This is a genomic window from Streptomyces sp. 2P-4 (assembly GCF_030167965.1).
Classification (GTDB): Bacteria; Actinomycetota; Actinomycetes; order Streptomycetales; family Streptomycetaceae; genus Streptomyces; species Streptomyces globosus_A.
Genome location: NZ_CP095011.1, coordinates 3,474,660 through 3,495,694, shown reverse-complemented (window position 1 = coordinate 3,495,694; position 21,035 = coordinate 3,474,660). Strand labels below are relative to the sequence as shown.

21 protein-coding genes and 1 pseudogene are annotated in these 21,035 nt (G+C 74.0%); 11 read left to right on the top strand and 11 right to left on the bottom strand.

Going from position 1 to position 21,035, the window contains the following annotated elements:
* Positions 1-25 precede the first annotated feature (25 nt).
* Both MUK52_RS15310 and MUK52_RS15305 read right to left on the bottom strand, forming a co-directional pair.
* Positions 26-2,041: an FUSC family protein gene (locus MUK52_RS15310; protein ID WP_114053388.1), complete on the bottom strand. Its 2,016-nt coding sequence runs from the start codon at positions 2,039-2,041 to the stop codon at positions 26-28.
* Between the two features lie 136 nt (positions 2,042-2,177).
* Positions 2,178-3,005: a hypothetical protein gene (locus tag MUK52_RS15305; RefSeq protein WP_284577082.1), complete on the bottom strand. Its 828-nt coding sequence runs from the start codon at positions 3,003-3,005 to the stop codon at positions 2,178-2,180.
* 127 nt (positions 3,006-3,132) lie between these two features.
* Between MUK52_RS15305 and MUK52_RS15300 the strand changes: the two are divergent.
* From MUK52_RS15300 to MUK52_RS15290, 3 genes and pseudogenes are all read left to right on the top strand, one after another.
* A pseudogene (locus tag MUK52_RS15300) lies at positions 3,133-3,594 on the top strand (RrF2 family transcriptional regulator); the annotation flags it as partial.
* Positions 3,595-3,734: 140 nt separating this feature from the next.
* Positions 3,735-4,133 carry a RidA family protein gene (locus MUK52_RS15295; protein WP_284577080.1) on the top strand — a complete coding sequence of 133 codons (399 nt, stop codon included), beginning with the start codon at positions 3,735-3,737 and terminating at the stop codon, positions 4,131-4,133.
* Between the two features lie 60 nt (positions 4,134-4,193).
* Entirely contained in the window at positions 4,194-4,595 is a 402-nt protein-coding gene (locus tag MUK52_RS15290) for a hypothetical protein (RefSeq protein WP_114053392.1), read from the top strand.
* 64 nt (positions 4,596-4,659) lie between these two features.
* On the opposite strand, the gene MUK52_RS15285 is transcribed toward MUK52_RS15290, so the two are convergent.
* The 7 genes from MUK52_RS15285 to MUK52_RS15255 form a co-directional block, all read right to left on the bottom strand.
* Positions 4,660-4,857: a hypothetical protein gene (locus tag MUK52_RS15285; protein ID WP_114053393.1), complete on the bottom strand. Its 198-nt coding sequence runs from the start codon at positions 4,855-4,857 to the stop codon at positions 4,660-4,662.
* A 611-nt stretch (positions 4,858-5,468) separates the two neighbouring features.
* Positions 5,469-6,107 (bottom strand): class F sortase, encoded by a 639-nt coding sequence (locus MUK52_RS15280; RefSeq protein ID WP_284577076.1) that lies wholly within the window; start codon positions 6,105-6,107, stop codon positions 5,469-5,471.
* Positions 6,108-6,355: 248 nt separating this feature from the next.
* Complete coding sequence (locus MUK52_RS15275; protein ID WP_114053395.1) at positions 6,356-6,607, bottom strand: hypothetical protein; 252 nt, start codon at positions 6,605-6,607, stop codon at positions 6,356-6,358.
* A 121-nt stretch (positions 6,608-6,728) separates the two neighbouring features.
* On the bottom strand, positions 6,729-7,646 hold the full coding sequence (gene pucL, locus MUK52_RS15270; RefSeq protein ID WP_114053396.1) for a factor-independent urate hydroxylase: 918 nt from the start codon (positions 7,644-7,646) through the stop codon (positions 6,729-6,731).
* A 271-nt stretch (positions 7,647-7,917) separates the two neighbouring features.
* Entirely contained in the window at positions 7,918-9,294 is a 1,377-nt protein-coding gene (locus tag MUK52_RS15265; protein ID WP_284577056.1) for an aspartate aminotransferase family protein, read from the bottom strand.
* A gap of 169 nt (positions 9,295-9,463) precedes the next feature.
* Positions 9,464-9,655: a DUF1059 domain-containing protein gene (locus MUK52_RS15260; protein WP_284577054.1), complete on the bottom strand. Its 192-nt coding sequence runs from the start codon at positions 9,653-9,655 to the stop codon at positions 9,464-9,466.
* A 184-nt stretch (positions 9,656-9,839) separates the two neighbouring features.
* A complete protein-coding gene (locus MUK52_RS15255) occupies positions 9,840-10,247 on the bottom strand; it encodes a hypothetical protein (RefSeq protein WP_284577052.1) in 408 nt (135 codons plus the stop codon).
* A 311-nt stretch (positions 10,248-10,558) separates the two neighbouring features.
* Here MUK52_RS15255 and MUK52_RS15250 point away from each other — a divergent pair, with 311 nt between their 5' ends.
* From MUK52_RS15250 to MUK52_RS15215, 8 genes are all read left to right on the top strand, one after another.
* Positions 10,559-10,918, top strand: coding sequence for a hypothetical protein (locus MUK52_RS15250; protein WP_114053400.1), 360 nt, complete (start codon positions 10,559-10,561; stop codon positions 10,916-10,918).
* A 494-nt stretch (positions 10,919-11,412) separates the two neighbouring features.
* Positions 11,413-12,612, top strand: coding sequence for an ATP-grasp domain-containing protein (locus MUK52_RS15245; protein WP_284577049.1), 1,200 nt, complete (start codon positions 11,413-11,415; stop codon positions 12,610-12,612).
* A 95-nt stretch (positions 12,613-12,707) separates the two neighbouring features.
* Positions 12,708-13,961: a radical SAM protein gene (locus MUK52_RS15240; RefSeq protein WP_246042244.1), complete on the top strand. Its 1,254-nt coding sequence runs from the start codon at positions 12,708-12,710 to the stop codon at positions 13,959-13,961.
* Between the two features lie 68 nt (positions 13,962-14,029).
* A complete protein-coding gene (locus MUK52_RS15235; protein WP_114053403.1) occupies positions 14,030-15,256 on the top strand; it encodes an ATP-grasp domain-containing protein in 1,227 nt (408 codons plus the stop codon).
* Complete coding sequence (locus MUK52_RS15230) at positions 15,253-16,161, top strand: sulfurtransferase (protein ID WP_114053404.1); 909 nt, start codon at positions 15,253-15,255, stop codon at positions 16,159-16,161. Before MUK52_RS15235 ends, MUK52_RS15230 begins: the two co-directional genes overlap by 4 nt.
* Positions 16,158-17,444: an MFS transporter gene (locus MUK52_RS15225; protein ID WP_284577046.1), complete on the top strand. Its 1,287-nt coding sequence runs from the start codon at positions 16,158-16,160 to the stop codon at positions 17,442-17,444. The genes MUK52_RS15230 and MUK52_RS15225 overlap by 4 nt, the downstream gene beginning before the upstream one ends.
* Positions 17,441-18,637, top strand: coding sequence for a cystathionine beta-lyase (gene metC, locus MUK52_RS15220; RefSeq protein WP_284577044.1), 1,197 nt, complete (start codon positions 17,441-17,443; stop codon positions 18,635-18,637). Before MUK52_RS15225 ends, metC begins: the two co-directional genes overlap by 4 nt.
* Positions 18,638-18,862: 225 nt before the next feature.
* Positions 18,863-19,339: a cupin domain-containing protein gene (locus tag MUK52_RS15215; RefSeq protein WP_114053407.1), complete on the top strand. Its 477-nt coding sequence runs from the start codon at positions 18,863-18,865 to the stop codon at positions 19,337-19,339.
* Positions 19,340-19,544: 205 nt separating this feature from the next.
* Here the strand turns inward: MUK52_RS15215 and MUK52_RS15210 are convergent, their stop codons facing one another.
* Complete coding sequence (locus MUK52_RS15210) at positions 19,545-20,525, bottom strand: DUF1648 domain-containing protein (RefSeq protein ID WP_284577040.1); 981 nt, start codon at positions 20,523-20,525, stop codon at positions 19,545-19,547.
* Entirely contained in the window at positions 20,522-20,869 is a 348-nt protein-coding gene (locus MUK52_RS15205) for a GntR family transcriptional regulator (protein ID WP_114053409.1), read from the bottom strand. The genes MUK52_RS15210 and MUK52_RS15205 overlap by 4 nt, the downstream gene beginning before the upstream one ends.
* Positions 20,870-21,035 lie beyond the last annotated feature (166 nt).

The following is a 21,035-nucleotide window of genomic DNA, read 5'->3' as shown; positions in this document are numbered from 1 at the left end:
CCGCCCCGGGCCGGGCGGCCCGGCATCAGGCCCGTTCGGGGGAGGCGAAGCCGTGCGCGGCGGCCACCTCGTGGCGCACCGGGGCCAGGACGGACTCCTCGTCCCAGGAGCGCTCCGGGGGCGGCTCCAGCCGGTCCGGGGTCCGCGCGGTCCGCACGCCCGCGGCCAGGGTGCGCAGGTCGGCGCTGATCGCCTCCACCTCGTCCGGCCCGGGCGGCGGGGCCCCGTGGTTGACGCGGACCCGGGCGGCGGTGGTGGCGTCCACGACCCGCTCCACGGCGACGACGAGCGGCCACCAGGCCGCTGCCCGCGTTCCGGCCGGCGGCGGCTCGGTCAGCGCCCGCTGGAACTCGCTGCGCACGCCCGACAGGTCGCGGTAGATGCGCCGCCGGGCCTGGAGGCGGGCGGTCCGCGCGGCCCGCAGCCCGGCCTCCGTGGCCGGTCGCGGCCCGAACGCCCGCTCCACGTACCGGGCGGCGTCGTCGACCGCGTCGGCGAGCCGGTCCCCGATCCGGCTGCGCCAGCTCTCCGGCCACAGCAGGTATCCGGCGACCAGGGCGATGGCGCAGCCGATCAGGCTGTCCACCAGGCGCGGCCGGATCAGGTCGAAGCCCTGGTGGTTCAGCAGGTCCGACAGCAGCAGGATCACCGGGGTGATCGCCGCGGTCTGGAAGGCGTACCCCTTCGCCGAGAACGCCGGGATCAGCGCGGCGAGCACGGCCATGACGGGCACGTCCCACCAGCCGCGGGGGACCTCCGCGAGTACCGCGGCGGCGACGACGAGCCCGCCCGCGGTGCCCACGGCGCGCAGCACGGCCCGCGAGAACACCGAGCCGAAGTCCGGTTTGAGGACGAAGGTGACGGTCAGCGCCACCCAGTACGAGCGCTCGACGGGCACGAGCGAGACCAGCGACTGCGCGATCCCGATGCACAGGGCGAGCCGCAGCCCGTACCGCCAGGAGGCCGGGGACAGCGCCATGTCGCGTACGGCGCGCCGCGCCCGGACCGTCAGCGCGGCGGGCCGGCCCAGCTTGTCGTCGATGCGGTGCGGAAGGGGTTCGGCGTGGTGGACGACCGGCGCCGCGTGCCGCAGCGCCGCGTCCAGGGCCCGTTCGGCGCGGGTGGCCGGCTCGGGCAGGTCGAGGGCGGGTGTGCCGGTGCGCCCCTCCTCCACGGCCCGCGCCAGTTCCCGCACGGCTGCCGGATAGGCGGGCGGCAGGGGGCGGCCGCGCAGGTGGGCGGCGGGTGCCGCCTCGACGAGCGGGATCACGACGTTCAACTGGGCGAGCATCCGCACCAGGGCCGGGCTGCGGCCGTGGACGCGGGCGCGACGGCCCAGGACCAGGTCGTACGCCTGGTTGAGGGTCTGCGTGAGCCGGCGGCGGCGCTCGTCGTAGCCGGGCCCTCCGGCCGCCTCCAGGGCGTCGGCGAGGGCCCGGTACGTGGCGGCGACGGCGGCCCGCTCCGGTTGGCGCCCGCGCAGAGGCCAGCCCAGCAGGGTGAGGGCGAGGACGAACAGGCCGCCGGCGGCGAGCAGCAGCGGAGCCGCCCACCAGGGCCGGGGCAGGGGAAGCCCGGCCCCGACGACGGCGTTGAGCAGGAGCAGCAGCCCGGACACGGATGCCACCGTGCCGATCGAGGAGATCATTCCGGAGACGAGGGCGATCAGGGTCAGGGCGCCGACGGCGACCCAGCCGTGTCCGAAGACCAGCGTGCCCAGGGTGACGCCGACCGCACCGAAGAACTGCGGCACGGCGATGTTGAGGATCCGCATCCGGTAGGCGTCCGCGGTGTCGCCGATGACGCCGCTGAGGGCGCCCATCGACACCAGCGCCCCGTACTCGGGCTCGTCGAGCGCGAAGCCGACGGCGAGCGGCGCGGACAGGGCGACGGCGGCGCGGGCCACGGCGGCCCAGGGGATCGGGGCGGCCTCCGGGCGAAGCCCGGAGAGCAGCCATGCCGGGGGCGCCGGTGTCCGGGCCCGGAGCCCGGACGGTATGCGGTGTGCGCGGTCGCTTCGCTCCCTGTGCTCGGTGCTCATGTCCGCTTCGGTGCCCCCGCCGCTCGCGAGTCGTCTGCCGGTCTCGGATCTGCCGTGGTGCCGCGCCCCGCATGGTTGTGCATCCTCTGGGGCGTTCTGCGCAGTTGGTACCTTCCGAGCTTATGGGGTGCCCGGTTCACGGCGTGCGGCGCACCCGGCCCGACAGCCAGGCGGCCAGTGCGACCGCGAGCCCGACCGCCAGGACCACCCAGGCGGTGGTGCGCAGGAACGCGGTCAGCGCGTCGTACACCGCGCCTGCGGCCGCCCGGTCGATGTCCGGCGGCAGGTCGGCCAGGGTGATCCGGCGGCCGGCGGCGACCGCGAGCCACAGCAGGCCGGCGCCCAGTGCGAGCCCCAGGCCGGTCGCGGCCACGGCCCGGCGGCGGCGGACGGCGACCGCGACGGCCGCCGCGGCCAGGACGACGGTCAGGACGGGGAGCCAGACGCCGGCGACCTGCATCATGCGGAAGCCCTCTCGGAGCGCGCCCAGGTTGTCGTACTCCATGACCTTCACCGAGACCTGGGTCTCCGGGATGAGCTCCGCCAGCGGCACGCCGTCCGTGACGAGCTCCTGCCGGATCCGGGCGACGACCGGTGCCAGGTCGATGGTGACGGCGTTGCCCTGCCCCGTGGTCAGGGCCTCCAGGAAGGCCGCGTGGGCGGCCCGGTTGGCCGCGTCCCAGGCGGTCCGGTAGGCGGGGGTGCCGGCGAAGGAGCCGATGGCCTCGCGCAGCAGCGCCTCGATCCCGCCCTGGAAGGGCCCGGCGTCGATCTGCCCCGACAGGGCGCGGGCCGTCTGCGTGACCACGACTTCCTGCACGGCCGGGTCCGAGGCCAGCGGCGACATCGCGGCGGCGTAGCGGTCGGCGTCGCCCAGCTCGCGGTCGGCCCAGTAGCCCACCGCGCTCACCGGCACGAGGAGGGTCATGAGCGCGATGAGAACCGCCGAGATGAAGGTGCGCACGTCACCAGGGAACGCACCCGGGGAGGAGGCCGCGACCCGGGCTGCTGCGGTCGGGTGGCGGCGCGTCCGTTTCGGGAAATGCCCTTGCCCCCTCCGATCCAGGACATCTAGTGTCCAGGTTATGAGGATGGGTGAGGGCGTCGAGTGGGCGCTGCACAGCTGCATCAACCTGGCCTGGCTCGGGCCGGAGCGGGCGGTCCCGGCGGCGCGCCTGGCCGCCTGGCACGATCTTCCGCCCGCGTACCTGAACAAGCAGCTCCAGGCGCTCGCGCGGGCGGGCCTCCTCGTCTCCACCCCGGGGGCGCGGGGCGGATTCCGGCTGGCCCGCCCGCTCGCCGAGATCACCCTCATGGACGTGGTCGCGGCGGTCGAGGGGCCCGAGGAGGCCTTCCGCTGCACCGAGATCCGCCGCCGGGGGCCGGGCGGCGGCGGCCCGGCGGCCGACGGCGGCCCCGAGTGCGCGATCGCCCGCGGCATGGCCCGCGCAGAACTGGCCTGGCGGCGCTCCCTCGCCGGGCAGAGCCTCGACGACATCCGCCGGGAAGCCGAGCGGCAGGCCCCGCAGGCACCCGAGCGGCTGCGGGCCTGGTTCACCGGCCCGACCCGCAGAACGGCGCCCCACTCGGCGCCCACCGCCCCGGCGCAGACCGATCCGACAGCACCCTCCGACCCGACAGCACCCTTCGACCCGACAGCACCCTTCGACCCGACAGAATCCGGAGCCTGGCAATGACACGCAGCATCACCAACCCCGCGGAACTCCACGACCCGACCGGCTTCGGCTACAGCCACGTCGTCTCCGCCCTGGGCGAGCAGGTCTTCATAGCGGGCCAGTACGGCTCCGACGAGACGGGTGACGTCGTCTCCGACGACTTCGAGGAGCAGGTGGCCCGGGCCTTCGCCAACCTGCGCACCGCCCTGGCGGCCGTCGGCCTCGGCCCCGCCGACGTCGTCCGCATCGGCACCTACGTCGTGGACCACGACCAGCCGAAGCTGGAGATCCTGCTCAAGCACCTGCACGACACCTGGGGAACCGGCCTGCCCGCCCAGACGCTGATCGGGGTCGCCTCGCTGGCCCTGCCCCGGATGCTCTTCGAGATCGACGCCGTGGCGGTCCGCGCCCGTTGATCCACTTGCCGGGCTCAGGTGCCGGGTGTGCCCTGGATGGGGGAAGAGAGGAGCCCTGTCATGGCACACGCGGCACCCGCCACCCGACGGCACCACCGGCAGTCGGCGCCCCTGCACCTGAGCCCGGGCATGCTGGCCGGACCCCTGCTCCTCGGGCTCGTCTACGGCATCTACGCGGCCTTCATGAACCGCCAGACGGGCCCCGTCACGGTGGCGAACGTCTTCTACGGCATCCTGTGCGGCGTCCTGTTCGCGGCGATCATGTTCACCCTGGCCCGGGTCGGCCCCCGCATGGCCAAGGAGGCCCGCGCCGCGGCGTACGCCGCGTTCGGCGGTATCGCGATGGGCTACCTGTACAGCCTGACCGGCGACTCCGTCCTGCGCTCCGCCTGGGTCGGCCTCGCCACCGGCATCGGTGTCGGTGTGGTGGCGTACTACCGGTACTACCAGCGCGAGGGCTGAACAGCCCGCACACGCGCCGGCTCCCGCACCCCTGCGACGGGGAGCGGGAGCCGGCGCGTGTGCGTCAGTCGCGGGCCGCTGCCCGCGAGGCGGCCGCCGTCTCGCGCGGCGCCGCCGCCTCAGGGACGGACGGCGCCGACGGGGCGGACTCGGTTTCGTCCGGTGTGCGCCGGGCCGCGGGCGCCGCCGCCGGCGGGGGCGAGAAGCGGGCGGCCTCGGCGCGGATCAGGGCGTTCAGGGCGGCGAAGGGGTCGATGGGCATGGCGAAGACCTCACGGTGCTGGAGGGGTGTGGGGGGTCGGTGCGCTGCTGCTCGGCCCGCTCAGCAGCGCAGCACCATGCTCCGCACCGCCCGCCCGGACGGCACCGGGCCGGCTGTCTCACACCGGCCGACAACCTCGCGCCGGCCGGAATGTTCCACGTGAAACATCGGCGGTTGCGCCAACTGCCGTACTCCGGCCGCTCCGCGCACCGGCTGCCGTACGGCCCGGGCCTCCGGCTCGGCCGAGGGTTCGCCCTCGCGTTCCGCGGGAGTGCCCGGACCGCCCGGCAGCCCGGAGGCGTAGCGGGCGGCTTCCTCCCCGCAGACCGCCGACGCGGCGGGGGACGCGGCGAGCAGGCACATCAGCGCGAGACAGGCCGCTGCAAGGGCCCTCGTCACCGCCGTCCGCGCCTGCCGTGTTCCGGTCATGCCGGGGATGTGCCCCGACACGCCGGACAACCCGCCGCCCAGCCCGGGGAAAGCCCCCGACCGGAGGACGAAGACACCCCCTCTCGGCCGACAGCCCGGCGCGGCGCCGGCCGCCGGGCCGGAGCACCAGCGGCCTGCTCGGTCACAGTGCCGGCCCGCCTCAGCCGGTGCAGGGCCCCGCCTCAGCCGGTGCGCCGATGGCCCGTCAGCCGTGCCACGGTGGTGGTCTCACCGCTCACCAGCCGCAGTTGGGCCCGGCCGGGCCGCTGCCCGCGCCGGCTCACCCCGGCGGGCGAGACCGCGTCGACGGTGAACACGGCCGTACGGCCGTCCCCGCGCACGACTTCGACGGTCAGGCCCCGCCGCAGCTCGGCCAGGCGCAGGTCCGGTGCGGAGACCACGGACACGCCGGCCGAACCGGGCGCCGGCGTCCCGGCCTCCCAGTACGCCTCCTCCGACTGCACGCCCTGGCCGGTCCGGCCTCCTGACGGGACGTCCGCACCCGGCGGCCCCGCCTCGGGGGCGCGGAAGGGCAGGTCCGCGCCCAGGGCCGGGACGAGCAGCCGCCGCGGTGGCGAAGGACGCAGCGGGGTGATGGCGGAGGCCCGCGACGGCCGCGACCCCTTGCCCGAGGTCCGCTGCCCGGCGTGCTCCAGCTGCTCGACGAGCCGGCGGTGCCCCGACAGGCCCAGTGCCCGCGACGGCAGCGCGTCGGCCGAGGTGGGCGCGGTCCGCGCACCCTCGGTACTGCGCAACAGCCCTATGCCCGTCCCCAGCAGAGCCACCGTCAGCATGCCGACCACCCACTTGGCGCGGGCCATGGAACGCCCTCCCTGTCCGATGCACCGGCTCCGGCAGCCGGTCCCACAGAGAGCAGTGGAACCCCTGGCCGTCCACCGCCACTGCGGACAACGCCGCCGGTTGAGGGTGCGTCACACCCGTACCGCGGCCGTCCCGCCCGCATCGGCCCAGCTCGGGCCCGGTGCAGCGGACCGCCCGCGCCCCCGCGCACGTACCCCCGAACGGGCGAGGGACCGCGGCGCCGTCGACGCCCCGCCCCGGGTGCGGGTCACACCACCACGAACGCGACCGCCGCCGCCCCCATCAGGGCGGCGGCGAGGTGCACCGCTCCGTGTCCGTAGTCCCCGTACCACAGCTGCCGGGCCAGGCCGCCGAGAGCGGCAAAAGCGGCGATCACACCGATCTGGGCGAGCAGCGTCACCGCCGTGAACGGGGCCAGCAGCAGGACGACGGAATTCAGCCAGAGCGGGCCCGTGCCCGTCCAGCCGCGCCAGCGGCGGATCGCCGTCTGCCTGTGCATGACCACCGGCTCCCTCGGTCGTCGACTCGTCAGCTGCACAGCCTCCTTGCAGGCGGCGGCGGGGACAAGGGACCGTTCGGCAAGAAAGCCGGAGGCCGCGGCCGAAAGTCGCCGGGCCGCGTCAGGCGGTGATCCAGTCGGTGGTGGCGATCACCGGCTGGACGCCGTCGCGGTGCACGGTGCCCTCGATCAGGCCGTACATGCGGTCCGCCGCGAAGTAGACCTCGTTGTCGTTCTCGAGGCCGAACGGCTCCAGATCCACCAGGAAGTGGTGCTTGTTGGGCAGGTTCAGCCGTACCTCGTTGACCCGGGGGCAGTGGTCGAGAACCCGCTCCGCCATCTGGTGCAGCGTCTGCTGCAGCGAGTACGAATACGTCTGCGCGAACGCCTCCAGCAGGTGCCCCCGGACCTTCCTGTACGAGCGGTCCCAGTCGTGCCCGGCGTCGTCGGCGGTGAGCGCCGAGTGCGCCCAGCGGGCGGTGACCTTGGTCGCGAGGATCCGGTCGTACGCCTCCCGCAGCGTCGTGTACCTGTCCTTGATGTAGCCGTGGAACTCGGAGTCCGTCGAGTTCATGACGGTCAGCTCCTTCAGGCCGGAGACGACCTGCAGGCCGGTGGTCTCGCTGTAGGTGATCTGCGCGGTCCGCACCTCCTGCCCCTTGCGGACGAAGGAGTGCTGCTCCTTGCGGGTCGGGACGGGGATCCGCTCCCAGGCGAACTCCTCGATCCGGATCTGCGCCTCCCGGATGGGCGCCTGGGAGGAGACGAAGTGCCTGGCGAGCAGGATGCCGAAAGCCTCCGGGGACTCGATGCCGTGCTCCTTGCCGAAGGCGTACACCGTGTTCTTGGTGGTGTCGGTGGGCAGGCAGTTGGCGTTGTCGCCGGTCAGGTGGACGTCGCGGAACTCGCCGCGGAGGGCGACGGAGACGTTGAGGTCGCGGATCTCGTGCCAGGAGCCGTCGCTGCCCTTGCGGGTGACCTTGACGATGCGGTTCTCGGCCTTGCCGTACTGGTTCTGCGCCAGGACGTGCCTGCTCATGGTGTCTTCCTTCGGGTCCTCGGGAACACGGAGTCCGGTGGTCTGGATCCCGTACGCCCGGCGTCCAGCGGTCTCCCGCTCCCCGCCGTCCGGTCCCCTCGGGACCGCCCCGGGACTGACGTGCATCCCGGTCCGTAAGGTGCCGGCCCTGCTGCACGGCCGGTGAACGGATTGCAGCACGCCGGGGCCCCGTTCTCCCCCGTACGGATCATCCGAATCCGGGCCGCCGGCCCTTGGGCGACCCCACAGCGCCGGCGCGCGGGCGCCGCGGTCAGCCCGCCGTGTGCGCGTCCGCGACGGCCAGGGCCGCGTCGAGGGCCTCCAGACCGGCGGCCACCTCCTGCGGGGCGATGGTGCAGGGCGGGGCGATGTGGATCCGGTTTCCGGCGGTCAGCGGCCACAGCCCGGCCTTGCGGCAGGCGGCCGCGAACTCCGCCATCGGCGCGTTGTCGGCGCCGGAGGCGTTGTACGGGACGAGCGGCTCGCGCGTCGCCCGGTCCCGGACGAGCTCCAGCGCCCAGAACGTGCCCAGCCCGCGCACCTCCCCCACGGAAGGGTGCCGCTCGGCGAGCGCGCGCAGGCCCGGCCCCAGCAGCTCCGCGCCGGTCCGCGCCGACTGCTCGACGACCCCCTCCTCCTCCATCACGCCGATCGTCGCGACGGCCGCGGCGCAGGCCAGGACGTGCCCGGAGTACGTCAGCCCGCCCGGGTAGGGGCGGCGGGCGAAGGTCCCGGCGACAGCCGCCGAGACCGCCACCCCGCCCAGAGGCACGTATCCGCTGGTCACGCCCTTGGCGAAGCACAGCAGGTCGGGGGTGACGCCCCAGTGCTCGGCTGCGAACCACCGGCCGGTGCGCCCGAAGCCGACCATCACCTCGTCCAGCACGAACACGATGCCGTACCGGTCGCACAGCTCTCGGACGCCCGCCAGGTAGCCGTCGGGGTGCACGAGCACGCCCGGCGCCCCGCCGACGGTCTCCAGGACGATCGCGGCGATCGAGGCGGGCCCCTCGAAGACGACGGTGTCCTCCAGGTGGCGCAGCGCCCGCTCGCACTCCTCGGCCGGCGTGGCGGAGTAGAAGGGCGACCGGTAGGCGAACGGCCCCCAGAAGTGGACGACGCCGGCGGTCGCGCTGTCGTTGCCGAAGCGGCGGGCGTCGCCGGTCAGGTTGATCGCCGTGCTGGTGGCGCCGTGGTAGGAGCGGTACGCGGACAGCACCTTCGGCCGCCCGGTGTGCAGGCGGGCCATGCGGACGGCGTTCTCGACGGCCTCGGCGCCGCCGTTGGTGAAGAAGACCTTGTCCAGGTCGCCGGGGGTGCGCTCGGCGATGAGGCGTGCGGCCTCGGAGCGGACGTCGACGGCGAAGCCGGGCGCGAGCGTGCACAGGCGGCCGGCCTGCTCCTGGATGGCCGCGACGACCCTGGGGTGCTGGTAGCCGATGTTGGTGTAGACGAGCGCGCTGGAGAAGTCGAGGTAGCGGTTGCCCTCGTGGTCCCAGAAGTACGCGCCCTCGGCCCCGGCCACGGCGAGCGGGTCGATGAGTTCCTGCGCCGACCACGAGTGGAAGACGTGGGCGCGGTCGGCGGCCTTGACGCGGGCGGCCTCGTCGGCGGCTGCCGTGTTCACGGCGGGGAGGGGGTTGTCCATGGCTGCGCACTCCTGGACCTGGCGTGAGGGACGGGCGGCCGGTCGCGCCCGCCGTTCCTGGCACCGCCCATGCTACCGCACTGCGAAAATGCAATTCCGCATGACGGAATGGCCCTGCGCGTGGACGGGCCCCGGGCCGGTGGACCCGGGGCCCGCGCGCGGCGGCTGTTCAGGCGTGCTGCGGCACCTCGTCCTTCAGCATCTTCCGGAGGGTTTCGCGCAGCTCCGGGGTGTCCGTCTCGCCGTGCACGGACGCGGCGTGCTCCGCGGCGGCCCGGATCACTTCCTCCTCCTCGCCCGTGATGGTGAGGGTGCAGTTCATCTCGCTCGGGTAGTCCCGGCAGTCGGCTACCTTGCGCATGGGATGCCTCCCGGTGGGTGGTGGCTGCCGGCGTCGCCGCCCGGATGCCCGGGCGGGAGGGCGGAGGCAGGTGCGTGCGGCTCTTCTCACCTCCCACGATCCTCCTTGCGCCCCCGGACCGCAGCCCTGAGGGCCCGCCCGGGCCGGCGGCAGCCGTCCGGCCCGGATCAGGCGGGCCGCTGCGTCACGCCGGGCCGGACACGGAATCCGCGACGAGCCGCACCATCTGCGCGTCCCATGTCAGGAGGAGCAGGACGACCTCTTCCCCGGAACCGCCGGCCGGGTCGGCGGCGGTGCACGTCAGCGCCGTCCCGCCCCGACCGCCGCCCGTCGCGGCGGACACCGGGCCGGTGAGCCGCAGGGCCTGCCTGCCCGGCCGTTCCAGGACGGTGCCCGACCGGCTCAGGACGATCTTCCCGCGCGCCATGGCCGGGGCCTGCGCGCCCTTCCGGTAGCGGCAGCGCACCGTGACCGCCTCGCCGCGCCCGAACGCCGCGATGCGGCGCGCCGAACGCGCACGGTCCCATGTCCTTCCCCCCGCCCACAGCACGAGATCCATCAGCGAATACACCGCAAGCTCCAGCAACAGCACCCGTTCGCTCCTCCTTCGGGAATCGATGGAGGGCCGGGCGCCGCCGCATACGCTCCCGGCCGCTTGCCCGGACCCGGCTGCGGCACGCACTCCGGCCCGGGCCGCTCCGGCCTCGCCGACGGCATTCCCGTGCAGGTCAGCGCGCTGCCGACCGCCCCCCGCCTCACCGTAACGGGTGAGTCGGCCCGCCATCCCCGCAGGTCCGCGGGTCGGGCGGAACCCTGCAGCGGCGCCGGCGGAGGGGCGGAACCGGTCATTCGCTTCGGCCTCGGCCCTCCCGCGGCGCGGCGGGGTGAATAGAATCGAGCCTCATGTCGAAGCCTGACGAACTGCTCGTGGACCTCGCCGCCAAGGTCGAGTCGGGGCAGAGCAATCAGATGTCCCTGACCGTCATCACCGGAGGGGCCGTCATCACGGGCCGGCTGGCCCCCGAAGCGGTGTGGCGGCAGCGGGTGACGGAGGTCCTGGCCGATTCCGACAGACTGGGCGAGTTCGCCGGCGTCTTCGACGGACCGGGCCGCAAGGACACGCCGCCGACCCACCTGCACTTCCACGTCGCCCGGATCATCCAGGGCACGGTCGGCATCCCCGAGACGGGCGGCATGTACCGCGTGGCCATCGCGGACGTGAGCGCCTGGACGGTGGGGGACTTCAGCTTCTCCGACCACTGACGCAGGCAGGACGCAGGGGCCGACCGGTGCGAACGACCGGCCGGTCCCTGCGGCATGCCCGGGGGCGGGCCTCGGACGGCCGACCGCGGCCCGGCCGTCGCGGTGTATGCATGCGGTTTTTCACCGGACAGGCGTCCCGGCGCCGTATTGGCCGAAAATATTCTGTCGGCGGGAGGGAATGTCGCTCTTTTTGGGATTGTCGGGTGTCGGGGCGGCCTGAAATTCAGCTGAAACAGTTCGCACCGGCGGGTCTCGGCCACAAGGGAGCCGCCGGCCCCCGGGGCGCCCGCCCCCTTGCTGTGAACGGGGTCGCGGGGCGAAACGGGGGCGCCGGCAATTCGGAGAAGTGAATTCCGGTTGTGTGGGAAACCGTTGACAGCTGCTGAGCAGGCTTGCGATGTTTCTCACCGCGCCGGTCGAACGAATGGTCGGCGAGCGGTACGGGGGAAGTAGGTGCAGTGGGGGCGGCAGATGGAATGCGGCATGACCGGCACGTGCCGGGCCGGAATCAGCCGGCGGACGGGGGCGGTGAGGCGGTCCTCGTGATCGTCGGGGCCAATCCGACCGTCGCCCGGGAGGCGGCGGCCCTGCCCGCCGAGTCGGTGCACGTGCAGCTGCCCGGCGCGCCTGCCCTCGACCCGGGGGCCAGGGTCCTCACCGCCGACTTCCTGGACCTGCCCGCCTTCCTCGCCTTCACCGACGAGGTCCTGCGGCCGCTGGCGCCGGCCGCCGTCGTCTCGCTCACCGAGCTGGGCCTGGAGCCGGCCGCCCTGGCGGCCCGCCGGCTCGGCGTCGCCGGCGTCGACCCGGCCGCCGTACGGGCCACCCGCGACAAGCTGGAGATGCGGCGCATCCTGGAGCGCGAGGCCCCGCACCTGAACCCGGCCTTCGCGGCGGGCGACGACGCCGAGGCCGTGGCCCGCCTGTTCGCCGCCCACGGCCGGGCGGTGGCCAAGCCGGTGGACGGCGTCGGCAGCACCTCCATCGCCCTGGTCGAGGGCATCGACGCACTCCCCGCCGACCGCCGCACGGCCGCCACCCTGATCGAGCAGTTCGCCGAGGGGCGCGAGTTCAGCGTCGAGGCCCTGTCGGCGGCCGGTCGGCACACCGTCCACGGCATCGCCGAGAAGGGCACCACCGACGGGTTCATCGAGGTCAGCCACATGATGCCGCCGCCGTCCCTGGACGCGCGCCGGCAGGAGCTGGTCGCCCGTGCCGTCGGCGAGCTGCTCGACGCCCTCGGCGTCACCGACGGCCCCAGCCACACCGAGGTCAAGGTCGACGGCGACAAGGTCGTCGTGATCGAGACCCACACCCGCCTCGGCGGCGACGGCATCGCCGACCTGGTCCGCCTCACCACCGGCGTCGAGTGGCGCCGCGCCGCCCTCGGCTGGGCCGTCGGCGCCGAGGTCGTCCGGGGGCCCGCCGCGGCGGCCGCGGCCGCCACCGTCTTCCTCACCGCCCCGCCCGGGCGGGTGACGGCCGTCGCGCCGCCGCCCGTACTCGCCCACGGGGACGTCCACACCTGGGACGTGTCCGTCCGCCCGGGCGACCCGGTCGGTGCCCTGCGCTCCTCCTCGGACCGGCTGGGCATGGCCGTCCTGACCGCAGCGGACACCGACGCATGCGCGGCAGCCGTCACGGAGCTGATCGGCCACCCGGTGGTCACCACCGCACCCGATCCGAACCTCTGACGAGCACCCCGCACGTCCGGGGGCACGGCCCCGCGCGGCCCGTCACACCGTCACTTCTCCACCGATCACGCCACCGCAACCGCAGGGGGGAACACATGTCTGTCCAGAACGCGCCCATTTCCTACGATTTCCACGGAGACGCCCCGTTCTCGATGCCCTTCAAGGACATCAAGCCCGAGGACATCCACATCTACCTCGACCTCGACACCAAGGTAGGCAAGAACACCTGCGGCCAGAAGTGCACGCACTGCTGGTTCGTCAACTACGAGAAGGTCTACGACAAATCCTTCGCGATGGAGGAGGGCCCCCGCATCCTGGAAGGCCTCCAGTCGCACGGCTACCACGTCTACCCCCGCTACGTGGACAGCTTCGCCTACGACGGCGAGTTCATGCGCCTCTACGGCCCCGCCAACAACCGGGAGTTCCGCCAGGAAGCCGACCACACGCCCACCGAGACGATGGAGAAGGGCGACGCCTGGACCAGCGGCCGCCCCCTGCTCGCGGACAACTGGACCGAGCTCCTCGACCTGGCCGTCAAGAACGGCTACGGCACCATCTCCATCACCTACCACGGCGTGATTGACGAGAACCTGCAGGTCACCGACCACAAGACGTACCCCATCAAGGGCGTCTTCTCCGGCGCGGAGACCGAGGAGGTGCTGCGCCGCATAGCCGAGTACAACAAGGGCGTCGCCCCCGAGGACGCCTTCCGCGTCAACATCGGCGTCACCATCGGCCGCCACAACCACGGCCGCACCTCCCTGGAGCGCTACGCCCACTACTTCAACAACCTCGGCGTCGACACCGTCCGCTTCAACAACTTCACCGACCACGGCGGACGCCACCCCGAGCTGCGCCTGACGCGCGAGGAGATCGAGCAGGCGTACCGCGACTTCAAGTGGGTCCACGAGACGATCCCGCTCCGCTTCCAGCTCGGCGTCAGCGAGGACTTCGGCACCTTCGGCATCAAGGCCATGGGCTTCCCCTCCCACGTCGGCTGGTGCCGCGCCGGCCGCCAGCTGTTCGCCGCCATCCCGGCCCAGGAGGAGGTCCTCTCCGACAGCCCCGCGGGCCGCCGCGAGAAGATCGGCGACGTCGTCGGCTGCGTCAACACCTTCGAGCCGCACCTCGGGATCCTCGTCCGCACGGTCACCACCGGCGAGGACGGCGAGCACACCGCCTACGACGTCGAGTTCGACCACGACGCGATCGAGGCCTTCACCGCCAAGCGCCTCTCCGGCGTCTACAAGGACGGCTGCTTCGCCACCGAGCTGTCCGAGGAGCTCGGCCTGATCTCCCGCGTCCCCCAGCGGCGCCGGCTGCCGCTCCTCGTCGACGCGCAGTCCTGACGCCGCGGCCCCGCCGCAGCTCCGATGCCGTCCTGACGCCGTCCTGACCCGAGAGAAAGACCGCCGCGATGCGCCACGTCCTCGTCTTCGCCAAGACGCCCCACTCCAAAACCCCGTACGACCAGTGGCTGGCCGGCTCGGGGATCACCCCGGTCATCGTGACCGCGACGGAGTACGCGGCGGGATACTCCCACCTCCCGCACGTGCACGCCTTCGACGCGTACGACACCAACCAGCTCGTCGAGAAGACCGCGCTTCGCCTGGCCCGCGAGTTCGCGGTCGAGGCGGTCTTCGCCCGCGCCGAGGCGGACGTCGTACGGGCCGCGCAGCTGCGGGAGCTGCTCGGCCTGCCCGGCCAGCACACCGCGAGCGCGCTCGCCTTCCGCGACAAGGTCGTCATGAAGGACCACCTCGCGGGCGGGCCCGTCGAGATCCCCGCCTACCGGCGGCTCGACTCGGCGTACACCGCGCTCGGATTCGTCGCCGAGCACGGCTACCCGGTCGTCATCAAGCCGGTGTCCGAGTCGGGCTCGCTGGGCGCGGCGATCATCCGCGACGAGGCGGAGCTGGACGCGTACCTGGCCAGCCCGTGGCGCGGCTCCAGCGAGGTCGAGGCGTTCGTCCCCGGCCAGATGTACCACGTGGACGGGCTGGTCGCGGGCGGCGAGGTGGTCTTCGTCCACCCCTTCCGCTACCTCCACGACTGCCTGTCCTTCCGGGACAACGACTGGGTGGCCAACCTGCCGCTCACCCCTCAGGACCCGGCGTACGACCGGCTGGTCAAGGCGGCGCGGGCGGTCCTCGCCGAGCTGCCGACCCCGCCGCAGACCGCCTTCCACGCCGAGTTCTGGATCACTCCGGACGACCGGCTGGTCTTCTGCGAGATCGCCAGCCGCACCGGCGGCGGCATGATCAGCTCGATGGTGCGGCACGCCTTCGGCATCGACCTGGACAAGGAGTGGCTGTACGCGGAGTGCGGCCTGCCCCCGACACTCGGCACCCCCGCGTACCGGCCCGCCGGGGCGCTGTGCATCCCGCCGCAGAACGGCGTGCTGGAGCAGCTCCCGGCCGCCGGGGCGGGCACGGACCGGCCCGGGTGCGTCCGCGAGGCGATGCTGACCGGGACGGTCGGCCAGGAGTTCCACGGCGGCGTCAAGTCCGGGCTGTTCCTGGCCGGCTATGTGGTCGACGGGGACACCGAGGAGGATGTGGCGGCCAACCTCGAACGCGTGGCGCGCTGGTTCTCCGACAACACCCGCTGGCGGCCCGCCGACTCCTCCGGAGGCACCGCATGAACGACGCGACCGCATCCCCCGCCCCTGCTGCGGGAACTGCCGACGGCGGCCTGCCCGGCCCCCTCGTCTCCGCCGACTGGCTCGCCGCGCGGCTCGGGGAGGGCGCGGGCACCGTCCTCTTCGACGCCTCCGTCGGCGCCCACCGCGGCGCCGCCCTGCGCATCCCCGGGGCCCGGCCCTTCGACCTCGACGGCGACCTGTCCGACCACACCTCCGCCGTACCGCACACCATGCCCGGCGCCCCGCAGTTCACCGAGGCCATGCGCGCGCTCGGCGTGCACGACACCGACACCGTCGTCGTCTACGACGCGCAGGGCATCTACTCCAGCGCCCGCGCCTGGTGGATGCTGCGCGCCATGGGCTTCGACCGGGTCGCCGTCCTCGACGGCGGCCTGCCCGCCTGGACCGCCGCCGGCCACCCCGCCGAGCCCGTGGCCGCCGCGTACGACGGCCCCCGCGGCGACTTCACCGCCCGGCCCCGGCCCGGCCTGCTCGTGGACGCCGACACCGTCGCCGCCGCCCTCGCCGACCCGGCCGCCGCCGTCCTCGACGCCCGCACCCGCGAGCGGTACGCCGGCACCGCACCCGAGCCGCGCCCCGGCCTGCGCGGAGGCCACATGCCGGGCTCCGCCAGCCTGCCCTTCGGGGAACTCCAGCGGGACGGCGGGCTGATGCGCCCCGCGGACGAGCTGCGGACGGCGTTCGCCGCCGCTGCCGGGGAGCGCGAGCGGCTGTACTTCAGCTGCGGATCCGGCGTCACCGCCTGCGTCCTCGCACTCGGCGCCACCCTCGCCGGGTACGGCGGTCTCGCCGTGTACGACGGCTCGTGGAGCGAGTGGGGCATGCCCTCCGACCGCCCGGTCGCCACCGGGGCGGGGGCGGCCGGAGGGAGCGGCTCACCGTGACCGGGAAGCGGACCGGCCGCGGCGGCGGACCGGCGGCTGCATGGCGCACGTTCACCGGGCTGCCGTCCGGCCTCAAGGCCCTGATCGGCCTGTCCTTCGTCGTCGCCCTCGGCAGCTACATGGTCACCCCGTTCATCGGGGTGCTCATGGTCGAGGCCGTCGGCATGGACGTCCGGGTGGCCGGCGTCCTGGTGGCGGTGGCCACCTTCATCCAGTTCGGCGGGAGCATCCTCGGCGGCCCGGTCGTGGACCGGCTCGGGCTCAAGCGGACGATGGTGCTCGCGCTGGCCCTCCGCACGGTCGGGCTGGTGCTGTTCGGCCTGGCCGTCGCGGTGCCCTGGGTCGCGTACCCGGCCGTCGTCCTCGTGGCGGCCGGCCCGGCGCTGTACCTCCCCGCGAACAAGGCGTACATCGTCACCAGCGTGTCCGACACCCTGCGCCCGCTCTTCCTCGGCGTGAGCAGCGCCGCCCTCAACGCGGGCATGGGGCTCGGACCGCTGCTCGCCGCGCTGCTCGTCGACGCCGACCCGGTGCTGCTGCTGATCGGCCTCGCCGCGCTCTTCGCGCTGATCACCGCGGCGCACCAGGCCGCCCTGAAGCCGGTGGAACGCCGACCGGCCGAACCGCCGGCGGAGGCGGCCCCGGTCGGCGCCGGGGCCGGGACCCGGGGGAGGCGGGCGGCGCTCCGCTCCGCGCTCCGCCCGATCCTCTTCACGTCCCTCGCCTTCTACGTCTACTTCTTCTTCCAGAGCTTCATGGGCCTGTACGCGGCCGGGGTCGGCAACATCCAGGTCCTCGGCTGGGTCATGCTGCTCAACTGCGCCATGGTGGTCGTGCTCCAGCCGGTGTGGGCCGACCGCATCGCCCGTGCCGACTACCGCCTGCTGGTGGCCGGCTCGTTCGCGCTGATGGCCCTCGGTACGGCGGCCATGGCCCTCGGCAGCATCCCCGCCCTGCTGGCGGGCACCGCCCTCTTCACGCTGGGCGAGATCTTCCTCTTCCTGCGCTGCGACCTGGAACTCGTCGACCGGGTGCCGGGCAATCCGGCCTTCGCCTTCGGCGTCCAGCGGCTGACCGCCGGCATCGGCGGACTCCTCGCCGGTGTCGTCGGCGGCTTCGTCTTCGCCCACTACCAGGCGGCAGGCGACATCGACGCGTTCTGGCTGGCGGTGGCGGCCCAGTCCGCGGGCGCGGCCCTCCTCGCCGCCCTGCTGGGCGCCGGCCGCCGTACCGCCGCGCAGGCACCGACCGAACCCGAACAGGCAGTGGCGGCGACCCGATGACACACGAGGCACCCCTCTCCCCGGAGACACAGCTCGTCCACGCCGGCTCCGACCCGGGCCGGCAGGGCGGCTACGTCAACCCGCCCGTCCACCGCGCCTCCACGGCCCTCTACCGCGACACGGCCGAGATGGACGCCTCCCAGGCCGACCCGCTCAAGCGCGGCACCCCGGTCTACGGCCGCTTCGGCACCCCGACCGGCCGCGCCTTCGAGGAGGCCCTGACCGTCCTGGAGGGCGGCCACGCCACGGTGGCGACCTGCTCCGGCCTCGCGGCGATCACCACGGCGATCCTCGCGTACGTCCGGGCCGGCGACCACATCCTCGTCAGCGACTCCGTCTACCTGCCGACCCGCAAGTTCTGCGACTCGCTCGCCGCCCTGGGCGTGGAGACCGAGTACTACGACCCGTGCGCGACCGGCGCCGCGATCGACGCGCTGATCCGCCCCCGCACCCGCCTGCTCTACCTGGAATCCCCCGGCTCGACCACCTTCGAGGTCCAGGACATCCCGGCGATCACCGAGGTGTGCCGGGCCCGCGGGGTGGCCACCATCGCGGACAACACCTGGGCGACCCCCGCCTTCTGCCGGCCGCTGGGGCTGGGCGCGGGCGTGGACGCGGTCGTCCACTCCGCGACGAAGTACCTGACGGGGCACGCGGACAGCATCCTCGGTGCGATCGTCTGCACGCAGGAGAGCTACCCGCTCATCCGCGGCGCGGCCATCCGCCTCGGCCAGTGCGCGGGCGCCGACGACCTCTACCTGGGCCTGCGCGGCCTGCGCACCCTGGGCCCCCGGCTGGCCCGCCACCAGGAACAGGCCCTGGACCTGGCCCGCTGGACCGCCGCCCAGGACGGCGTGGCATCCGTCCTCCACCCCGCCCTCCCGGAGGACCCGGGCCACACCCTGTGGCGCCGCGACTTCACGGGCGCGGCGGGCCTGTTCGGCGTGGAGCTGGACCCGCGGTTCACGAAGCCCGCCGTGGAGGCCATGCTGAACGCCTTCCGCATCTTCGGCCTGGGCCACAGCTACGGCGGCTACGAAAGCCTGGTCGTCCCCGCCGACCCCGCCGCCGGCCGCCTCCCGGGCACCTGGTCGGGCCGCGGCCCCCTGATCCGCGTGCACGTCGGCTTCGAGTCCCCGGCCGACCTGAGGGAAGACCTCCGGACGGCCCTCAAAGCCCTCCACACCGCCTGACGCCCGCCACACCACCCGCCCGGGCCGACTCCGGGAGTCCCGGGCCCGCCACGCCGGGTGACACAGACGACATCCGGCATCACGCATCGTGGCATGCTGGCGGGGAAGGATCCCTTCCGCAGTGACGCCGGGAGCCGGGTACGGGCCGCAGCACGACACGCGCGGCGGGTGAGTCCGACCGGCAATCGACGGCTCTCGTACCGCCTCATTGACCGGAGAGAAGGCATGAACATCAAGGACATCGGGCCGGACCCCCAGAGCTTCGACCTCGAGAAGGCGACGGTCGGCAACACGGACTACCGCACGGTCGCCTGGTCCGGGAAGTACCTGCAGCTGACCCTCATGTCGATCCCGGTGGGCGAGGACATCGGCCTGGAGGCGCACCCGGAGACCGACCAGTTCCTCCGGCTCGACGCAGGCCGGGGCCGCGTCCAGATGGGCCCCGCGAAGGACCGGCTGGACTTCGAGCAGGAGGTCGAGGACGGCTGGGCGATCTTCGTGCCGGCCGGCACGTGGCACAACGTCACCAACATCGGCGACGAGCCGATGCAGCTCTACGCCGTGTACGCGCCGGTCCACCACGCGCCGGGCAGGGTCCACGCGACGGCCGCCGACGCGGAGGCCGACGAGGAGGCGGGCGGCGACGAGCCGCCGAGCTGGTCGGTGCAGCCCGTTCGCCAGCCGTCGGACAAGCACGCCTGACGGCCCCGCGCGCGGCTGCGGCGGGGGGAGGGGCAGGACGGCCGCGCCGCCCGTCACGGCCGCGCCGGGTGCCTCGTATGCCGCATCGGGCAGGCGCACCACGCCGCGGTCCTTCCCGCCCGCTCCGCCCCGTGGCCCCAACGTGCAAGCCCCGGAGGGTGGTTCGGGGTACGGGCGGCGAACTCCGCGACGGCGGGGACCGGGCTCATGCGTCCGCTTGCCGGCCTGCGCAGTAGGCGTTGAGGAGCGCGGCGCCGCGTTCGGAGTCGTCGACGCTCACAGCGAACTCGGCACCCTCGCGGGGGCGGATGACCAGGCACTCGCCGGACCGGAGCATGACCGTGGTGCCCAGTCCGCCGAGCCGGTAGCCCCAGCCGCCGACCTGTGCCGGGGAGCGGTCCTCGGAGCGCGCCGACACGATCTCGGCGGCCGTCCAGCGGCGGACCGGTCGGCCCAGGGGGCCGAAGGAGACCTCCAGGCCGGCCCCGGTCACGCGCGCCTGCACCGAGGAGCAGGCGAGAACCAGGACCGAGGCGCTCGCGAACGGGGTGATCACCGCCCACTGCATACCGGTCAGGAGCCCACCCGCGGCCGCCGCGGCGGCCGCGACGGCGATCAGACCCGTGAGGGCAGCGGTGAGGTGGAGCCAGGGGTTCGACGTACGGGAGAGCCAGACCCGGCGCTCCCCGGCCGGGATCTCCATGACGGCGCCTCCGACGGGCTGCCCCGGCGCAGCGGGCAGCGCCGCGTGCCGCCAGGCCACCCAGCCGAGCAGCCCTGCGGCCGCAGCAGCCGCGACGGTGACCACCACTCCGGTGTCGACCGGGCCGGCGTCCTTCCAGTCGGCCCGGTCCAGGTTGGCCCGCACGATCGACGCCTGGGTGCCCGCCAGGAAGACGCCCCCGGACAGCAGCGCAGCCCCGACCCACCCTCCCGAGGGTGAGCCGCCCCGCCGCCCGGCGAAGGACAGCGAGAGGACCAGTACGGCCCAGAGCGCCGCCGGGAGGAGCGCTGCCGCCCACAGCGGCATCGAACCGTCAGGGGAGCCGTCCCCCCAGTGCGTGGCGAGCCGCTCCGGGAGCCGCCTGTTCGCCGAGAGGGGGAGTGCGGCCAGGACGGCCAGCACGCCGGCCGCCCATATCGCCGCCCCCCACCGGGCGCCGTCCCTCTTCGTACGGTCAGTCACGAAAGCCCCCTGATCATCGCGATGAGATCGTTCTTGCTGTAGCCGAGGTGCGCCGCGTCGGCCACCAACTGCCGTGCCCGGTCGAGCAACTGCGCGCGCTGGTCGGCGGCCTCGGCGACGGTGACGCCGCGCCCGCGCCGGAACTCCAGCACCCCCTCGTCCCGCAGGGCGCGCAGCCCGCGGAGGACGGTGTTCGCGTTCACGCCCAGCGCGCGGGACAGGTCCCGCGCCGGAGGCAGCCGGTCCCCCGGCGCGCACTCGCCCTCGGCAATGGCCCGCCGGATCGCTCCCGCCACCTGCTCGTGCAGGGGGCGGCTGTCCGTGGTGTCCAGTCTCAGCAACATGATGCTAATGACAGTAGCACTATAGGTGTCATGATGGCGATGCAGCTGTGCCGTAGAACCTGGGGACGCGGTGCACCGTGCGAGCCGCAAGGGCGCACGCCGCATGCGGCGGGGGCTCCGAGCAGCGCAGCCCTGCGTTGGGGCACGCGGAGGGCGCGTCGAGGGC

What these genes read in the sequence shown, in the direction of transcription:
- MUK52_RS15280 (WP_284577076.1), bottom strand. Translation starts at nt 6,107, where the DNA reads ATGGCCCGCGCCAAGTGGGTGGTCGGCATGCTGACGGTGGCTCTGCTG.
- MUK52_RS15250 (WP_114053400.1), top strand. Translation starts at nt 10,559, where the DNA reads ATGTCGAAGCCTGACGAACTGCTCGTGGACCTCGCCGCCAAGGTCGAG.
- MUK52_RS15215 (WP_114053407.1), top strand. Translation starts at nt 18,863, where the DNA reads ATGAACATCAAGGACATCGGGCCGGACCCCCAGAGCTTCGACCTCGAG.
- MUK52_RS15285 (WP_114053393.1), bottom strand. Translation starts at nt 4,857, where the DNA reads ATGCCCATCGACCCCTTCGCCGCCCTGAACGCCCTGATCCGCGCCGAG.
- MUK52_RS15235 (WP_114053403.1), top strand. Translation starts at nt 14,030, where the DNA reads ATGCGCCACGTCCTCGTCTTCGCCAAGACGCCCCACTCCAAAACCCCG.
- MUK52_RS15275 (WP_114053395.1), bottom strand. Translation starts at nt 6,607, where the DNA reads ATGCACAGGCAGACGGCGATCCGCCGCTGGCGCGGCTGGACGGGCACG.
- MUK52_RS15290 (WP_114053392.1), top strand. Translation starts at nt 4,194, where the DNA reads ATGGCACACGCGGCACCCGCCACCCGACGGCACCACCGGCAGTCGGCG.
- MUK52_RS15240 (WP_246042244.1), top strand. Translation starts at nt 12,708, where the DNA reads ATGTCTGTCCAGAACGCGCCCATTTCCTACGATTTCCACGGAGACGCC.
- MUK52_RS15265 (WP_284577056.1), bottom strand. Translation starts at nt 9,294, where the DNA reads ATGGACAACCCCCTCCCCGCCGTGAACACGGCAGCCGCCGACGAGGCC.
- MUK52_RS15230 (WP_114053404.1), top strand. Translation starts at nt 15,253, where the DNA reads ATGAACGACGCGACCGCATCCCCCGCCCCTGCTGCGGGAACTGCCGAC.
- MUK52_RS15295 (WP_284577080.1), top strand. Translation starts at nt 3,735, where the DNA reads ATGACACGCAGCATCACCAACCCCGCGGAACTCCACGACCCGACCGGC.
- MUK52_RS15205 (WP_114053409.1), bottom strand. Translation starts at nt 20,869, where the DNA reads ATGTTGCTGAGACTGGACACCACGGACAGCCGCCCCCTGCACGAGCAG.
- MUK52_RS15310 (WP_114053388.1), bottom strand. Translation starts at nt 2,041, where the DNA reads ATGAGCACCGAGCACAGGGAGCGAAGCGACCGCGCACACCGCATACCG.
- MUK52_RS15260 (WP_284577054.1), bottom strand. Translation starts at nt 9,655, where the DNA reads ATGCGCAAGGTAGCCGACTGCCGGGACTACCCGAGCGAGATGAACTGC.
- pucL (WP_114053396.1), bottom strand. Translation starts at nt 7,646, where the DNA reads ATGAGCAGGCACGTCCTGGCGCAGAACCAGTACGGCAAGGCCGAGAAC.
- metC (WP_284577044.1), top strand. Translation starts at nt 17,441, where the DNA reads ATGACACACGAGGCACCCCTCTCCCCGGAGACACAGCTCGTCCACGCC.